Genomic DNA, 16,760 nt, shown 5'->3' with positions numbered 1-16,760 from the left:
TGCCGTATGCAACGAAACAGAGCGGGCAATTTGTTAATGAAGTCACATGTTAACTCAGGAAGGGTCATCGGGGGTAGTTATTGATGCAACCGATACCGTCATAACGTTTTTTTGCTGAAAAAATTTCCAACTGAGATAAATCACCTATTGATATTTCGCATTTCAATACGCATTATTGGATAGTCGGCAAGTGCCGTCCCAATAACAGGTAAAACAAACTATATGGAATGGATCGCTGATCCGACGATATGGGCAGGTCTGGCCACACTTATCGTTTTAGAAATTGTTCTCGGAATAGACAACTTAATATTCATCGCCATTCTGGCGGATAAACTTCCTGAAAAAGAGAGAGACAAAGCTCGCCTGACAGGGCTTTCCTGTGCCCTTGTCATGAGGATATTGCTGCTATTCAGCCTGTCCTGGCTCATTTCCATGACGAATCCATGGGTGACTTTATGGGAACATCCTTTCAGCGCCCGTGATTTAATTATGCTGATAGGCGGAATATTCCTGCTGTTTAAAGCCACAATGGAATTGAATGAGCGGCTGGAAGGAAAAACCCTGCATACCAATCAACAACGTAAAGGTGCCAGCTTCTGGGCGGTTGTTGTGCAAATTATCGTTTTGGATGCGGTATTCTCTCTGGATTCTGTTATCACCGCCGTGGGCATGGTCAATCACATCGGGATCATGATTTCTGCCGTGACCATCGCCATGATCCTGATGATATGGGCCAGTAAGCCGCTGACAAAATTCGTCAATGCGCATCCCACCATTGTTATTCTGTGTCTCAGCTTCTTGCTGATGATCGGCTTTAGCTTGGTTGCAGAAGGTTTTGGTTATCATATTCCGAAAGGCTATCTCTATGCGGCCATCGGCTTCTCCATTATGATTGAAGCGCTGAACCAGTTCGCCCAATTTAATCGTCGCAAGTTCTTGAGCGCTTCCCGCTCCCTGCGTGAAAGAACCGCAGAGGCCGTCCTTCACATTTTAAATGGCAAACGTGAAAACGCGGCGTTGGATAATCATACTTCCAACCTGATTGCAGATCATACTGACAGCAAGGAAATCTTTCAGCCGCAGGAACGCCAGATGATTGCCCGTGTTCTCAGCATGGCACAACGTACCGTCAGCAGCATCATGACCTCACGCCACGATGTGATCTATCTTGATGTCCATTCCCCGGCGGAAAAACTGACTACGTTGCTGGAACAAAAAGCCCATACACGCATTGTGGTGACCGACGAACAGAGTGGTGATGAACCTCTTGGCGTTGTTCATGTGATTGATATCCTTAATCAACAGCTAACTCATAACACTTTCGATTTAAGGAAATTAGTCCAGCAGCCGTTGATTTTCCCAGAATCGCTCTCCCTGCTACAGGCATTGGAACAGTTTCGTCAGGCACAAACCCACTTTGCCTTTGTCGTCGATGAATTCGGTTCTGTCGAAGGCGTGGTCACAGTCACCGATGTGATGGAAACCATTACCGGTAATCTTCCTGTCGGTGGCGGAGAGCTTGATGCCCGCCATGATATTCAGGTCATGGAAGAGGGATATTGGATCGCCAATGGGTTTATGCCTCTGGAAGATTTAGTGCTTTACGTGCCGCTGCCATTGGATGAAAAACGAGAGTATCAGACACTGGCGGGTTTGTTGATGGAACATCTGCAACATATTCCACAACAAGGTGAGCAATTAAAGATTGGTGACTATCTGTTTGAAGCATTGGAAATCACCAGCCACCGTATCAATAAAGTGAAAATCACCCCACTCACGGTGGAAGAAGAGACGGCAATATAATTCACGCCCTGACATCAACGATATCCCCCCTAAGAAAAAACCGGCATAAGTCCGGTTTTTTTTATTCCTATAAGTTGATAAAATCGGGCACCCACCGAAGCGATCACCCTACTTTTTATTCAATAAATCTTCCAGCGCCTTAAGATTTTCATTGCCACGGTTATTTTCGAGCCAATCTTTGATCGATCTTTTGGCTTTCTGCTGTAATTCATCACGCAACATCGACTCTACATTCAGCGCATATTGCAGGTTATTCCAGTCACCATAAACCCGCAGGGGAATTTTTAATTGCGCCAAGCGCCGTACAAACTCGTTCTGTTTGCCCCATCCCCCCGTCAATTGCACCCACAATGACACATCAGTGTCTTGTTTCAGTAAATTCGCGGTTCCCTGCCCTTTAATGTTGAGCATACTTGAAGTTGCTGCAAGTTCACTGATTCTAATCTCACCGCGATCCAGTTGTGCTTTCACTGACATGCTCTTAGCTTCAGTGAAGTCATTGGTATTCGTGGGTTGGCTGACTTGATCGGTTGCCCGTGAAAAAGATTGTTGAATAAGCTGAGGAATGTTTAATCCTTTCAGGCGCGCATTTTTCAGATCGATAGTTAAATCACCCTGCCAGTCATGAGAAATAGCGTATTCGTCATAACCTTTCCCCGAAAGATCACCATCAACATTAAGCTGACCGCTGAATATTGCGGGTAATGCCAATGCAGTTAACAAAGGTTGTACCTCAATCTTCTGCAAGAACGGCTTTGTGTGCAGTTTCGCAGGCACAACCGTAGCATCAATCGAAGTCGGCAGCGCAAAATGCCCACCAAACACATTGCCACTTAATTGCGTCATTTCCATCAGGCCATCATTATTGACGGCTTTCAGGCCAAAATGATCAATATCCATGCCCTGATAAATGAATTTATCTGCTGTGAATGAGACATCAGCATCAAACCCTTGCAAAAAGGTAAGATCGTAGTCGGATAATGCGGAAACCGATGTCGCAATCACCGGTTTTAATGAATTATTTTCAATCTGATAATCGTGTTTTGCCTGCGGGGTATTTTTCGCTAAGGCATCCCACCCCAATAGGTTATCCAAATTAAACCTTGGCGAATTCAGGTTGATGGCGTATTGCGGTTTATCTTTCAAGGTGGCAGTCATATCCCCCTTCAGCGCACTCTCATCATTTATCGTCAATGCCAGTTTTTGCAGCGAAACTGATTCAGGTGAAGCCTGATATTTCACAATGGCACTCCCCTCTCCCTGAATACCCGTAGACGGCAACCCAACTCCCTGTAATTGATACTTAAAGGTACCAATATCAGCCGATAGCTGCTGCGGATAATCAGAAATATTGACCGACGAATTCAGTTCAAATGACAGTTCTTGTTGGTTTTTATTGATATTACTACGGAGATTAAGGTCAACGTGATCCTGATCACTTCGTTCCAACAATAAATTGATATCACGGACATTTAATTGGGCGTTTTTGTTGATTTGCCAGATCAGTAAGCTATCCACTACCCTGATTCTGGCAATATCCAGTTTCCAGGCCTGATTTCCCGTGACGATGGGATAGTGCACATCGTTTTCCGGTGCAATCGGCGCCTCTGCCTGCTTTTGCGGTTGGCTATCTGGGGTGAACCGCAGGACGGCCCCTTTCAGCATCACCTCTTTCACTGCAAGTTGGTGAGATAGCAGTGGCAGCAACTCCACATCCAGACGCATATTTTCTGCCACTACCGTCGGCGTTTTGGCATTCTCGGCGGTTAAAGCAATCTCACCCGTCAGAATGCTCAACTTTGGCCAAACATGCCAGCGCAAGTCATCCCGAAACACGAGCTGGTAACCACTCTTCTTTTGTACTTGTTTGACGATATAGCCACGAAAATCATTTGGATTAACCAGCATAACCAATGCAGTCAGGCCCGCCACAATGACTACCAACAAAATAATGAGTGTCGTCAACAATCTTTTCATGACTTCCCCAGTCTCATGTTTACAAGAAGACTATCTTTTCACCAGAAAGCGTGACCAGAAAAGATTAATCCTCACTGATTCGGCTGCCCACGGCTCCCTGCTGGTTTTTATATTTAGCATCCTGACGTCGGTTATAAGGCCGATCAGCAGAGCCTGAAAGTGGTTCAAAACTCAATGCGCCTATGACCATCCCCGGACGCAAGGCTAAAGGCAGTTTGCCTGAATTATAGAATTCCAGAACAATTTGCCCCTGCCAACCCGGATCAATACGATGCGCAGTAACATGAACCATCAGGCCAAGGCGTGCCAGCGATGAACGCCCATCTAACCACCCGACTAAATTATCAGGCAGTGTGACAGATTCCAGTGTTACTGCCAAAGCCAATTCACCGGGATGGAGGAAAAAGGCTTCCCCATCCGGCAACGTAATTTCATCGCTCATGACACGATCCAGTGCCGCATTGACTTCCGCCTTGGGGCCACTCAAATCAATATAGGCGGCAGTATGACCACGAAAAACGCGAAACTGATTCCCAAGGCACACATCAGCAGTTGCCCCATTAATGCGTTCAACAGGGGGACGAGGGGTAATTACCAGCTTACCTTCATCTAGCCATTTAATAATGTCACGGTCACAGAGTCGCATGATTTCCTCTCATATACGATGATACGGATGAATGTCTGAACAACAGATTATTCGCAAAATTGGCCAATCTTGGCTTTTAAGATATCAATGGCCACGCGGTTTTTCCCACCACGAGGAACAATAATATCGGCATATTGTTTCGATGGCTCGATAAATTGCAGGAACATTGGGCGCACGGTTTTTTTGTACTGCTCCATAACGGAATCCAATGAACGTCCGCGTTCATTGACATCACGTTTAATACGGCGCATCAAACAAATATCCAGTGGTGTATCGACAAAAATGGAAAAATCCAGCTCTTGGCGTAAACGTTTATCCGTTAATAGTAGAATACCTTCGAGGATAATGACTCTTTTCGGTTCAAAATGAATGGATTCGGGTTTGCGGGTGTGTTCAACGTAGTCATATTGCGGCAATTCAATGGATTTCCCGGCCTTTAATGCCTGAAGATGCTCGAACAGTAAACTGTGATCCATTGAATTCGGGTGATCATAATTAACTTTATAACGCTCTTCTATCGGGGTATGGGTTTGGTCTTTATAATAGCAATCTTCTGGAATAACACCGATATTGTGGTCACCGACCTGAGCCCGTAATTCTTTATAAAGTGTGCTGGCAATAAGGCTTTTGCCTGAGGCGGAGGCACCTGAAATACCTACGATTGTACACTTATGTGCTTCATCAGCCATACTAAAAATAACCTGGTTAAAAAAGAAAAATAAAGTGGGAATATGGTGTTTACTGACTCGATGTCGCTAACACCGTGTTTGGCGGATTATAGGGAGTTAATGGCTTCTATTCCAGAGTAAACGAGATAAGTCTCGTTTTTTTCGATACGCTTCGCATAAAAATTCCGCAATTTTAGGCATCTGACAGAAAATATTCTATAAATAATTTCATGCCAAAGTGCAACTAAAGCTCGGGTGATAAGATGTCACACTGCGATAAAAAGCATAAAAATAGAGAAAACATTGAGCACTGATCAATGACTCTACGACAAAAGACATTGATCAGAATTTTTACCCAACTACTGTTATATACGATTAAACTCATCAATCAGAGTGTTATACGCTTTTAGTAACTTACCAGGGGAACCGTCTACCATCCATTCACCCATCCCTCCCATACTCATTTTTTCACCGCTTGTATAAGGGACTTTATCCCGAATTCTACGGATACGCTCTTTTGCAGCTTTCGCATACTCATCCGTATTTCTCAAGAAAGACTCATAGCCCATATAAGATAAGTCTCTGGATTCTTTAAGTTCTGCGATTAAAGGAAGCATACTCTCTGCTTTATTTTGTAATTCAGCGACCATAGCAAGTGCATTGACAGCATCAAAATCTTTTGATTTAACCATCTTTTTAATCTTTTTAGCCTCAAAGATGATTGTCAGGCTATAATATTCCAGTGTTAGGTTGCCCTCTTTTTCCATTTGCTGTAATACTAACTGTTGGCGTTCATCATTCATTTTCTCAATAGCTTCGGAATATTCCATAGATACTGGGGAAAATGCTGTATAGGATGAAATCAGTTGAGGGTGTTTTTCTTTACCTTTAGCAAAAACGTCATCTTTATAATCTTCTTGCGTATAATAACGCTCTAACCCATTAATTTGTAAAACAACTTTTGCTGATAAATCAATATAACTAGCTGCAATATCATCTATTGGTTTTAACTTTGGCTCCATCGCTGCAACTTTTTGAATTTTTTTCTGGCAGTCAGCAATGTTAGTTTGATTGACAGAATAAAGCCCATAAATAACCCTTTCTTTTCCAGTTGGTCCCTTTTCTAAATCATCAAGCCAACTAGAATAACGGAATAAGCTCTTATGGATAGACTCATCCAATAAGTTATAACATTTAATATATGTTTGCATTTTTTCCGAAATAACCTGTTCGCGATCCTGAACAGGTTCATTTTTAGCTTCCTTGGACTGAGGGTCTCCCTTCTCTCCTGCTGAGTTATTTTGTGCGGTTTCAGGTGATGACGTTGAGGCTACAAGTGATGCTGATTCTTCTTTTTTGTTGTCACACGCTGACAGTGCTAGCGCAATGCAAAGCGCTATAATTCCTTTTTTCCATTTTGCAGAGTTATCGTTGAAATCCATTGCCATTCCTTATATTAAGTTTTTTTAAGGTTGACAAAATACCTCTTGAAACGATGGATTTCAAGCCAAAACAACAATAATAAAGTAGTTAATCTAATGAATTAAAATCTTAATTAGGTAATCAGCAGATTGTTAATCTATTATAAATTTATTGTTTTTTATGATGTAAAGAAAATAATTCGAGTTTCAAACCTCATTTATCAACCAAGGAAAAATAAAACACCAGAGGAGCAATGAATTAAATTAAATAATATTGAGTCCATTGCAAGAAAACGCCGCCCTGTCAAAACACATTAAACTAAAACGGCGTTTATCGTATGTTGGTTGCACAGTTGCTTAAATTAAATGACTGCCTAAATCAAACTGTGCGGAAGGAAATTTCAGTTGGGATTTTTTCGCCCTGCCAATACATCTTCGCCGAAATATTAGCCGCAATTTCACGGTAAATATCCGCAAATTCACTATCAGGCTGGCAGCTCACCGTGGGTTCACCACGATCAAGATCTTCACGCAGTGAGATATGCAGCGGGATCTGCCCCAATAATTGACAATGATATTTTTCTGCCAGTTTTTCTGCCCCACCAGTACCAAAAATCGGCTCATGATGGCCGCAGTTGCTGCAAATATGCGTGCTCATGTTCTCAATAATGCCCAACACGGGCACATTGACCTTCTGGAACATAACAATGCCTTTCATCGCATCAATCAGGGCAATGTCCTGTGGTGTGGTGATAACCAATGCACCGGTCACCGGAATATTCTGAGACAGCGTTAACTGGATATCCCCTGTCCCCGGCGGCATATCAATCACCAAGTAATCCAAATCCGGCCACAGCGTATCTTGCAGCATCTGCATCAAGGCCTTGCTTGCCATCGGGCCACGCCATACCATCGCGTTATCATCGGTAACAAGGTAGCCAATGGAGTTGGTTGCCATGCCGTGTACCATAATTGGCGCCATATGCTGACCATCCGGGGACGTCGGGCGCTCTTTGGCAGTACCCAGCATGTTAGGGATGGACGGGCCATAGATGTCCGCATCCAGAATGCCCACTTTTGCGCCTTCCTGCGCCAGCGCCAGCGCCAGATTCACTGCTGTACTGGATTTCCCGACCCCGCCCTTGCCTGAACTGACTGCCACAATATTGCGCACGCCATTGACACCCGGCAAATTATTGGCCCGGCGCAATGTGCAGATATCGTGGGTTAACCGCCATTCTACGGATTTTGCTCCCGTTGCGGATTGCAGGGGCTGAGTGATGGCTTTCTTCAATATTTCAAAGGCACGTTTCCAGACAAACGGCATGATTAATTCAATATGCAGTATCCCATCCAGCATGGTGCATTGATGCAGTGCTTTCAGCGCAATTAAATCTTGCTCCAATGTTGGATGCCTGAATGTTGCCAATAGATTAGCAACTTGTTCTTTCAGCAGGTCAGGGTGGGTCTGCTCGGGGGATTGTGAGTTCATCCCGGCTCCTTTTGTTTTATCTTTTTCAACCTAAAACTGTCCCGCCATCATAGCAGAAGCGAACAGCTTCGGATAAGGAACAAGTAAAAGTGACGAAGATTTCGCGTTACCCTAGCGACAACGCGCCTGATCAGGTAACATCAAAAACCCTTTTTATTTTATGGAAGTCAGATCCTAACCATGTCTCAAGTCGCGAACAAATTACTGGTGACCTGTGCGTTACCTTATGCTAACGGTCCAATTCATCTCGGTCATATCCTGGAACACATTCAGGCTGATATTTGGGTTCGTTATCATCGAATGCGCGGCAAAGAGGTTCACTTTGTCTGTGCCGACGATGCCCACGGTACACCAATTATGCTGAAAGCCCAACAGAGCGGGATCTCTCCAGAAGAGATGATTGCCAAGGTGAACCTAGAGCATCAGCAGGATTTTGCCGGTTTTGCCATTAGCTATGATAATTATCACTCTACCCACAGCGAAGAAAACAGAGTCCTTGCCTCTAAAATTTATCTGGAACTGAAAAAGAACGGTTACATTAAAAACCGGACGATTTCCCAATTGTATGATCCAGAGAAAGGCATGTTCCTGCCAGACCGTTTCGTTAAAGGCGCCTGCCCGAAATGTAAGGCAGAAGATCAGTATGGTGATAACTGTGAAGTCTGCGGAACAACCTATTCCCCAACAGAATTGATTAACCCTCGTTCCGTTGTTTCCGGTGCAACGCCAGAAATGCGTGATACCGAGCATTTCTTCTTCGATCTGCCGGTTTTCAGCGATATGTTGCAAAAATGGACACGCTCCGGCACCTTGCAAGAACAAGTGGCAAATAAAATGCAAGAGTGGTTCGAAGCCGGGCTGCAACAATGGGATATTACCCGTGATTCACCTTATTTTGGCTTTGAGATCCCCGATCAACCGGGTAAATTTTTCTATGTCTGGCTGGATGCCCCCATTGGCTATATGGGCTCGTTCCAAAATTGGTGTGAAAAACGGGGTGACCTGAATTTCGATGAGTTCTGGGCGAAAGACTCGAAAGCTGATCTCTACCATTTCATTGGCAAAGATATCGTCTATTTCCACAGCCTGTTCTGGCCGGCCATGTTGGAAGGCTGTAACTACCGTAAACCAACCAACCTGTTTGTCCACGGCTATATCACGGTTAACGGCACCAAAATGTCCAAGTCCCGTGGCACCTTCATCAAGGCGGAAACTTATCTGAAACACTTTGATGCAGATTGCCTGCGCTATTACTACGCGGCGAAACTCTCTTCCCGCATTGATGATATCGATCTCAATCTGGAAGATTTTGTTCAGCGTGTAAACAGCGATGTCGTTAACAAAGTGGTTAACCTTGCTTCACGCAATGCCGGCTTTATCAATAAGCGTTTTGGCGGCAAACTGGCCGGTCAACTGGCTGATCCTGCGCTGTACCAGAAATTTGTCGATGCGGCACAGGTGATTGAAGAAGACTTTACCCACCGTGAATTCGGCAAGGCAATCCGTGAAATTATGGCGCTGGCCGATCTTGCCAACCGCTATGTTGATGAGCAAGCACCGTGGGTTGTGGCGAAACAAGAGGGCCGTGACGCGGATCTGCAAGCCATCTGCTCAATGGGCATTAACCTGTTCCGTGTGCTGATGACTTACCTGAAACCGGTTCTGCCGGGCTTGAGCGCACGTGTGGAAGCCTTCCTGAATACTGAACTGACTTGGGATGGCATCCAGCAACCTCTGCTGAACCATGATGTTTCACCCTTCAAGGCACTGTTCAACCGTATCGAAATGGCTAAAGTTGAAGCCATGATTGTGGATTCAAAAGAGAGCATCGAACCACAAAAAACCGTGACCGGCCCATTGGCCGATGATCCGATTCAGGACACCATCTCCTTTGATGATTTTGCTAAGGTTGACCTGCGGATTGCACTGATCAAACAGGCTGACTTTGTCGAAGGTTCAGATAAATTACTGAAACTGACGCTTGATCTCGGTGGTGAAACCCGCCAAGTTTTCTCTGGTATTCGCGCAGCCTACCCTGATCCCAAGGCGCTGGAAAATCGCCTGACCGTGATGGTTGCCAACCTTGCACCACGCAAGATGCGCTTCGGTCTTTCCGAAGGGATGGTGATGGCGGCAGGTCCTGGTGGAAAAGAGATTTTCCTGTTAAGCCCGGACAGCGGCGCCCAACCCGGTATGCAGGTTAAATGATAACGGCACATCTTTAAAAAAAATTATTAATTATCAAACAAATAATAAAGCGGGTTCCCCAAAAGGCCCGCTTTTTTATGTGATGTATGGCACATTCACAATGTTAGTCGTATGATAAGACCCTCGTTATATTGAGGAATAATCGATGATGTCTTTCCAAAATGTGCTGATGATAGGTTGGCAATACCTGCGCGCATTTGCGCTGCTCTATTTGTGCCTGATCGCGGGGAATATCATTTCAGCACAGCTTCCCTTCTCTCTTCCCGGCAGTATTATTGGCTTACTTCTTCTGTTTTGTTTACTCGCATTCCAAATTATTCCCTCACACTGGGTAAAACCGGGCTGTAGCCTGTTGATGAAAAACATGACACTGCTCTTTTTGCCCATCGGGGTGGGGATCATGGATTATTATTCACAACTTAGCCAACAAATACTCCCCATCCTCCTTTCTTGTGTCGTGAGCACCGTTATTGTCATGGTCATCGTTGCTTACTGTTCCCACTATGTTCATCGTGAACGCATCATCATTGGTACTAAGCCGGAAGAGAAAGAAAAATGTTAAGTTATATTTGGTGGTCACTGCCGTTAACCCTGATTGTATTTTACGGTGCCAAAAAGCTGTCAGTTCGGCTCAAACTGCCTGTATTTAATCCCTTATTGATATCAATGGCCGTTATCATTCCCTTACTGCTGATGACGCATACCCCTTATGAACATTACTTTGCCGGCAGCCGGATATTGAATGATTTGTTGCAACCCGCGGTTGTTGCCTTAGCGTTCCCGCTGTATGAACAGCTCCACCAAATCCGCGCCCAGTGGAAATCCATTATTAGCGTCTGTTTTATTGGCAGCATTGTCGCCATGGTCACGGGAACTGCCATCGCATTATGGGCAGGTGCAACACCTGAAATTGCAGCCTCTGTCCTGCCCAAATCGGTGACGACCCCAATTGCGATGGCTGTGGCCACTTCCATTGGTGGAATTCCTGCCATTAGCGCAGCTTGTGTCATTGCAGTCGGTATTTTGGGCGCTATTTTTGGCCACAATCTGTTTAACGTTCTAAAAATAAAAACGCAGGCTTCACGGGGGTTGGCAATGGGTACGGCTTCCCATGCGGTGGGAACGGCTCGCTGTGCGGAAATGGATCATGTTGAAGGGGCATACAGTTCACTGGCCTTAATGACCTGCGGCATTATTACCTCACTGATTGCGCCTTTTCTCTTCCCGATATTATTGCACCTGTTTGGTTAATCATTCTACAAATGACTATTTTATTAATGGCTATGCTATTAATGGCTATTTTATTAATGGCTATGCTATTAATGACCATGTTATTAGCGGTGAGGCGCCTAATGGCTGCGGTGCCCCATTACGATGGCCTGAATGGTTGCAAAACGGTAACAAAAAAGTAAAAAATCCCATTAAAATATTAAAAATTTGATATAACTCGCTAAAATAATGTCTTTATTACACGAATTTCATTAATTTTATAGCGCTTATCACATTGCAAACCTGAAAAGACGTCCTAGAATGATCTTCAATCAATTTGGAGATCATTCTATGCAAGCTCGTTTTCACGCCATTTGGTCAGGGATTGCGCCTGAACTGCAAAAAGCGCTATTGCCTTATCTTGGCAACGACGATTTTCCGGCCATGCTGACAGCAGAACAAGTGGAAGCTATCAAACAGATCAGCGGATTTGATGATCAGGCACTGGCATTGGCTTTATTGCCACTTGCGGCAGCCTGCTCCCTTGCGCCTATTTCTCACTTTTATGTGGGCGCAATTGCACGGGGAGAAAGTGGCAATCTCTATTTCGGTGCCAATATGGAATTCGCCGGCGTTCCCTTACAGCAAACCGTTCATGCAGAGCAATCCGCCATCACGCATGCTTGGCTGCGTGGGGAGAAAAAGCTGGTTTCCATCACGATCAACTATTCACCCTGTGGTCATTGCCGACAATTTATGAATGAATTGAATAGTGGAACACAATTGGAAGTTTACCTGCCCAACCGTCCACGGTTAACGTTGGCCGACTACCTGCCAGAAGCCTTTGGCCCGCGTGATTTAACCGATACCCCCTTGTTGCTGGATACGGTCAATCACGGCTATCAATTGACGACCAATGATGAACTGGTTCAGGCAGCACTGGATGCAGCGAACCGCAGCCATGCACCTTATAGCCAATCCCATGCCGGCATTGCCCTGCTGGATGAACAAGGGAAAATTTATACTGGCCGTTATGCAGAAAATGCCGCATTTAACCCAAGTTTGCCCCCCTTACAGGCAGCGCTGATATTCATGAATATGGCCGGCGGCAATTGTCAGTCCATTAAACGAGCGGTATTGGTGGAAAACGGAAGTAGCCATTTATCACAATGGAGTGCGACAGAATCCACCTTAACTGCGCTAGGTTGTACGAAAATAGAGCGTCATGCATTTTAACGAGATACATCCTAAAGCAGAAAAAGAGTAAATTAACAAAATAGCGGTTTTCTCCTCGATATCCTCCAAGAGGGGCAAAACGAAAAATTAAATAACATTTTTTTAGCTAATTCTGTTTGTTATCTCTCATTTTTGCTCATGATAATGATATTTAAGTAACATTTACTGTACTTATTTTTCTTATCTTCTTAGGATCTATCAGCCGATTTTGTTATTGATAAGTTCAAGAGTAAGCATCATGGAACTGGAACACGAAAGTAAACGTCCTCTTTATATTCCCTACGCTGGCCCTATCTTGTTGGAATTTCCCCTATTGAATAAGGGCAGTGCCTTTACCGAAGAAGAACGCAGTAATTTCAACTTGCATGGTTTATTGCCACAGGCCGTTGAAACCATTGAAGAGCAGGCCGAGCGCGCCTATCGCCAATATCGCGATTTCAAAAACGACATTGATAAACACATTTATTTAAGGAACATTCAGGACACCAACGAAACGCTGTTCTACCGGCTCCTTGACGCCCATCTCAGCGATATGATGCCTATTATCTACACGCCAACCGTTGGGGCTGCGTGTGAGCATTTTTCTGACATTTACCGCCGCGCCCGTGGCTTGTTTATCTCCTACCCAAACAAGGCTTATATTGATGACATGCTGCAAAATGCCACCAAGCAGAATGTAAAAGTTATCGTTGTTACCGATGGTGAACGCATTCTCGGTCTGGGGGATCAGGGGATCGGCGGCATGGGTATTCCTATCGGTAAACTGTCACTGTATACCTCCTGTGGCGGGATCAGTCCGGCTTATACCCTGCCCGTGGTGCTGGATGTCGGGACAAATAACCCACAGCGCCTCAATGATCCACTCTACATGGGCTGGCGTCATCCACGCATTACGGGCAAAGAGTACGATGAATTTGTGGATGAGTTTGTTCAGGCCGTGAAACGTCGCTGGCCTAACGTACTGCTGCAATTCGAAGATTTCGCCCAGAACAACGCCATGCCGCTATTGACCCGTTATCGCGATGAACTTTGTTGTTTCAATGATGACATCCAAGGCACCGCAGCCGTTGCCCTGGGTAGCCTGATTGCCGCCAGCCATGCCGCAGGCCGCCAATTGAAAGATCAAACCGTCGCCTTCCTGGGTGCTGGCTCCGCTGGTTGTGGTATTGCAGAACAGATCATTGCTCAAATGAAGTCTGAAGGATTGAGCGATAAACAGGCCCGCGCCCGTGTGTTTATGGTTGACCGCTTCGGTCTTCTGACTGACAAACTGCCAAACTTACTGGATTTCCAAAGTGCCTTGGTACAAAAAAGCGCTGCCTTGCAATCGTGGGATGTCACCAACGATTCTCTCTCATTGATGGACGTGGTTCGCAATGCCAAACCGACTGTCCTGATTGGTGTTTCCGGTCAGTCGGGCCTGTTCACTGAAGAGATTATCCGTGAAATGCACAAACATTGTGAACGTCCGATCGTGATGCCGCTGTCCAACCCAACATCACGGGTGGAAGCGCGTCCGGAAGACATCATCAACTGGACGGATGGCCAAGCACTGGTCGCGACAGGCAGCCCGTTTGCCCCCGTGAAATATGGTGATCAGGAATACCCGATCGCGCAATGCAACAACTCCTATATCTTCCCGGGGATCGGCTTAGGTGTTATCGCTTCTGGCGCTAAACGTGTTACCGATGACATGCTGATGGCTGCCAGCCGCGCATTAGCAGACTGTTCACCACTGGCGCAAACAGGCTCTGGCCCATTGTTGCCGCTGATTGATGACATTCAGGAAGTTTCCCGCAAAATAGCCAAAGAAGTGGCGAAAAAAGCCCAAATCCAAGGCGTCGCGGTTGTGACATCGGAAGATGCACTGGATGAAGCGATTGAGCGCAATTTCTGGAAACCAGAATATCGCATCTATAAACGCACCTCATTCTGATCATCGCTGTGATAAGCCTGCCAATCCTATTGGCAGGCGTTAAAAATCCCCCAATTATCCGCCAGTTAAACCATCACTCGCCTCTCAGCATTGAATCAGGTTAGATCTAATATGCTCCAGCGAAAACTTGCTTCGCTATTTCAAGTCAAGTAGCCTTTAGAACCATTGCTCATCAGCCCATATCACTTTTAAGGCAAACAAAAATCATGTGGAAGCGCTTGATTACTGGTTTCATTTTTATCATTGCTGTCCTGATATTGACGGCTATTATGCTTGATCGTTGGATTAGCTGGAAAACCGCCCCGTACATTTTTGATGATCTCAGGCAACTTCCTGAACGAGAAGTCGGTATGGTACTCGGCACATCCAAATATTATAAGACCGGTAAATATAACCAATATTATTTCTACCGGATCCAAGGCGCCGCGAATGCTTACAACAGTGGAAAAGTCAAATATTTGCTATTGAGTGGGGATAACGCCCAACATAATTATAATGAGCCAATGACCATGCGGAAGGATTTGATCAAGGCAGGCGTTCCGGCCAGTAGTATTGTCATGGATTTTGCCGGTTTCAGGACACTGGACTCGATTGTCAGAACCCGAAAAGTGTTTGATACCAACGACTTTACTATCATTACTCAGCGCTTCCATTGCGAACGCGCGCTGTTTATCGCGATGTATTTTGGTATAGAAGCGCAATGTTATGTCGTTCCCTCCCCGAAAAACATGATGACAATTCGTCTCAGGGAAGTATTGGCTCGTCTCGGTGCCTTGACTGACCTCTATATTTTAAAACGCGAACCCCGCTTTTTAGGCCCATTAATGCCTATTCCTGCCCCATATGCCATACCAGCAGGAATTCAAGGTTATCCTGCCGTATCACCGGAAGAGTTACAGGAATTAGAAAAAAAATCACAAAAGCAATAAGAATGGAGTTGCAGTTTATTTAATGGCCAGAACTAAAACTGCAACTTAAAATCTGTCAGTGGTGAAATGGTTGGCAAAATGTTTCCCTAAACCTTACCTGCCAATTTTGCGGTTAAACTACGCCAGAGCTTTTCCATCGGCCCCTGAGAATAATGTTTCAACCACCAGCAAGCAAACCCGATATTCAATGCCCAGATAAAAGGAATAAATGCCATCAACTCCAAACGACTAAACTGCCCGAATAACTCAAAGCGATAAAAAAGTGTGGTACAAATCAAGGTTTGCAGCAAGTAGCTGCTTAACGCCATTTTCCCGACCTGCCGGAGCCAAAATGTGACTTTCCAATGCGCAATAGCAGGCCAAAACCCATAAATCAGCGCGATATAAGCCAATGCCAGTAACGGTGTTGCTAATTCGGTAATGGTATAACGAACCGTCCATGAAGCATAATAACTGTAGGGATATAAATATTGTATCGACAAAGCAATACATTGAATCACCATGCCAGCAGGCAGCAGACATAGCGCCAGCCGGCGGTAATGCCTACGACTGAATTTTCCTTTCAACCAACCATTGCGCAGTAACATGGCACCACAAAGCATCACCCCCACTATTTGCCAACCGTATTGCACAACCACCAAAATCATCGCACCGCTTATCTGCCGAATACGATGTTCTATCGCTAATAATCCACCGTATGTTTTCCAATAACTTTCATGAAAAATATCCTCCTGTGTAGGCTGCCAGAATGAATTATTTTCCCCTAAAGGAAACAACCCCAGAAGATAAAACATCATCAAACCGAACAAATAGCAAGTCGCCGCTGTACTAAACAGCTTTTGCCGGGTATTGATAAAATGCCATGCCAATAAGCCAACAATGCCATAGGCCAACAAGATATCACCATCCCACAGCAAGGCACCGTGCAACAAACCAATCACAGCCAAAATCAGTAGCCTGGGAATATTCCAGTCACGCCCCCGTTGCCGAAGCAATTCAAGTGATGCACCAAACAACAGCGTCAGGATGAACAGGAATTTTCCCTGAGTAAAGGCATTCAATACCGACCATGTCACCACATCAGAAAATGAGACTGAATCTTGATAAAACAGATTCATATAGGCGGCATATGGCAAGGCAAAGCTGGAAATATTCAGCAACAATATTCCCAAAATAGCAAAACCACGCACACTATCCAGTACCTCGATTCTCTTATGCATTACCCCATTATCACT

At 45.1% G+C, this 16,760-nt stretch carries 13 protein-coding genes; 7 read left to right on the top strand and 6 right to left on the bottom strand.

The features are described from left to right. The first annotated feature begins 222 nt into the window (after nucleotides 1–222). The gene (locus tag PSI17_RS02810) at nucleotides 223–1,803 is read left to right on the top strand and encodes a TerC family protein (protein WP_273550503.1); all 1,581 of its coding nucleotides are present in this window, start codon (nucleotides 223–225) and stop codon (nucleotides 1,801–1,803) included. A 108-nt stretch (nucleotides 1,804–1,911) separates the two neighbouring features. Here the strand turns inward: PSI17_RS02810 and asmA are convergent, their stop codons facing one another. The 5 genes from asmA to apbC form a co-directional block, all read right to left on the bottom strand. Then, nucleotides 1,912–3,780: an outer membrane assembly protein AsmA gene (gene asmA, locus PSI17_RS02805; RefSeq protein ID WP_273550502.1), complete on the bottom strand. Its 1,869-nt coding sequence runs from the start codon at nucleotides 3,778–3,780 to the stop codon at nucleotides 1,912–1,914. 64 nt (nucleotides 3,781–3,844) lie between these two features. Beyond that, nucleotides 3,845–4,426, bottom strand: coding sequence for a dCTP deaminase (dcd, locus tag PSI17_RS02800; protein WP_273550501.1), 582 nt, complete (start codon nucleotides 4,424–4,426; stop codon nucleotides 3,845–3,847). 47 nt (nucleotides 4,427–4,473) lie between these two features. Continuing rightward, nucleotides 4,474–5,115 (bottom strand): uridine kinase, encoded by a 642-nt coding sequence (udk, locus tag PSI17_RS02795; RefSeq protein WP_273550500.1) that lies wholly within the window; start codon nucleotides 5,113–5,115, stop codon nucleotides 4,474–4,476. Nucleotides 5,116–5,459: 344 nt separating this feature from the next. After that, nucleotides 5,460–6,536, bottom strand: coding sequence for a YiiG family protein (locus PSI17_RS02790; protein ID WP_273550499.1), 1,077 nt, complete (start codon nucleotides 6,534–6,536; stop codon nucleotides 5,460–5,462). A 358-nt stretch (nucleotides 6,537–6,894) separates the two neighbouring features. After that, nucleotides 6,895–8,007: an iron-sulfur cluster carrier protein ApbC gene (gene apbC, locus PSI17_RS02785; protein WP_273550498.1), complete on the bottom strand. Its 1,113-nt coding sequence runs from the start codon at nucleotides 8,005–8,007 to the stop codon at nucleotides 6,895–6,897. Nucleotides 8,008–8,187: 180 nt separating this feature from the next. Between apbC and metG the strand changes: the two genes are divergently transcribed. From metG to sanA, 6 genes are all read left to right on the top strand, one after another. After that, entirely contained in the window at nucleotides 8,188–10,215 is a 2,028-nt protein-coding gene (metG, locus tag PSI17_RS02780; RefSeq protein ID WP_273550497.1) for a methionine--tRNA ligase, read from the top strand. A gap of 148 nt (nucleotides 10,216–10,363) precedes the next feature. Next, nucleotides 10,364–10,777 carry a CidA/LrgA family protein gene (locus PSI17_RS02775; protein WP_273550520.1) on the top strand — a complete coding sequence of 138 codons (414 nt, stop codon included), beginning with the start codon at nucleotides 10,364–10,366 and terminating at the stop codon, nucleotides 10,775–10,777. Beyond that, a complete protein-coding gene (locus tag PSI17_RS02770) occupies nucleotides 10,771–11,466 on the top strand; it encodes a CidB/LrgB family autolysis modulator (RefSeq protein WP_273550496.1) in 696 nt (231 codons plus the stop codon). Before PSI17_RS02775 ends, PSI17_RS02770 begins: the two co-directional genes overlap by 7 nt. Before the next feature lie 309 nt (nucleotides 11,467–11,775). Then, nucleotides 11,776–12,660 carry a cytidine deaminase gene (gene cdd, locus PSI17_RS02765; RefSeq protein WP_273550495.1) on the top strand — a complete coding sequence of 295 codons (885 nt, stop codon included), beginning with the start codon at nucleotides 11,776–11,778 and terminating at the stop codon, nucleotides 12,658–12,660. A gap of 238 nt (nucleotides 12,661–12,898) precedes the next feature. Continuing rightward, a complete protein-coding gene (locus tag PSI17_RS02760) occupies nucleotides 12,899–14,596 on the top strand; it encodes an NAD-dependent malic enzyme (protein ID WP_273550494.1) in 1,698 nt (565 codons plus the stop codon). Nucleotides 14,597–14,802: 206 nt separating this feature from the next. Next, nucleotides 14,803–15,525 carry an outer membrane permeability protein SanA gene (gene sanA / locus PSI17_RS02755; RefSeq protein WP_273550493.1) on the top strand — a complete coding sequence of 241 codons (723 nt, stop codon included), beginning with the start codon at nucleotides 14,803–14,805 and terminating at the stop codon, nucleotides 15,523–15,525. Between the two features lie 86 nt (nucleotides 15,526–15,611). On the opposite strand, the gene yeiB is transcribed toward sanA, so the two are convergent. Further along, a complete protein-coding gene (yeiB, locus tag PSI17_RS02750; protein WP_273550492.1) occupies nucleotides 15,612–16,745 on the bottom strand; it encodes a DUF418 domain-containing protein YeiB in 1,134 nt (377 codons plus the stop codon). Nucleotides 16,746–16,760: the final 15 nt, after the last annotated feature.

The sequence above is a fragment of the Xenorhabdus sp. IM139775 genome (genome assembly GCF_028598745.1).
GTDB lineage: Bacteria > Pseudomonadota > Gammaproteobacteria > Enterobacterales > Enterobacteriaceae > Xenorhabdus.
This window is presented reverse-complemented; position numbering and strand designations above follow the sequence as displayed.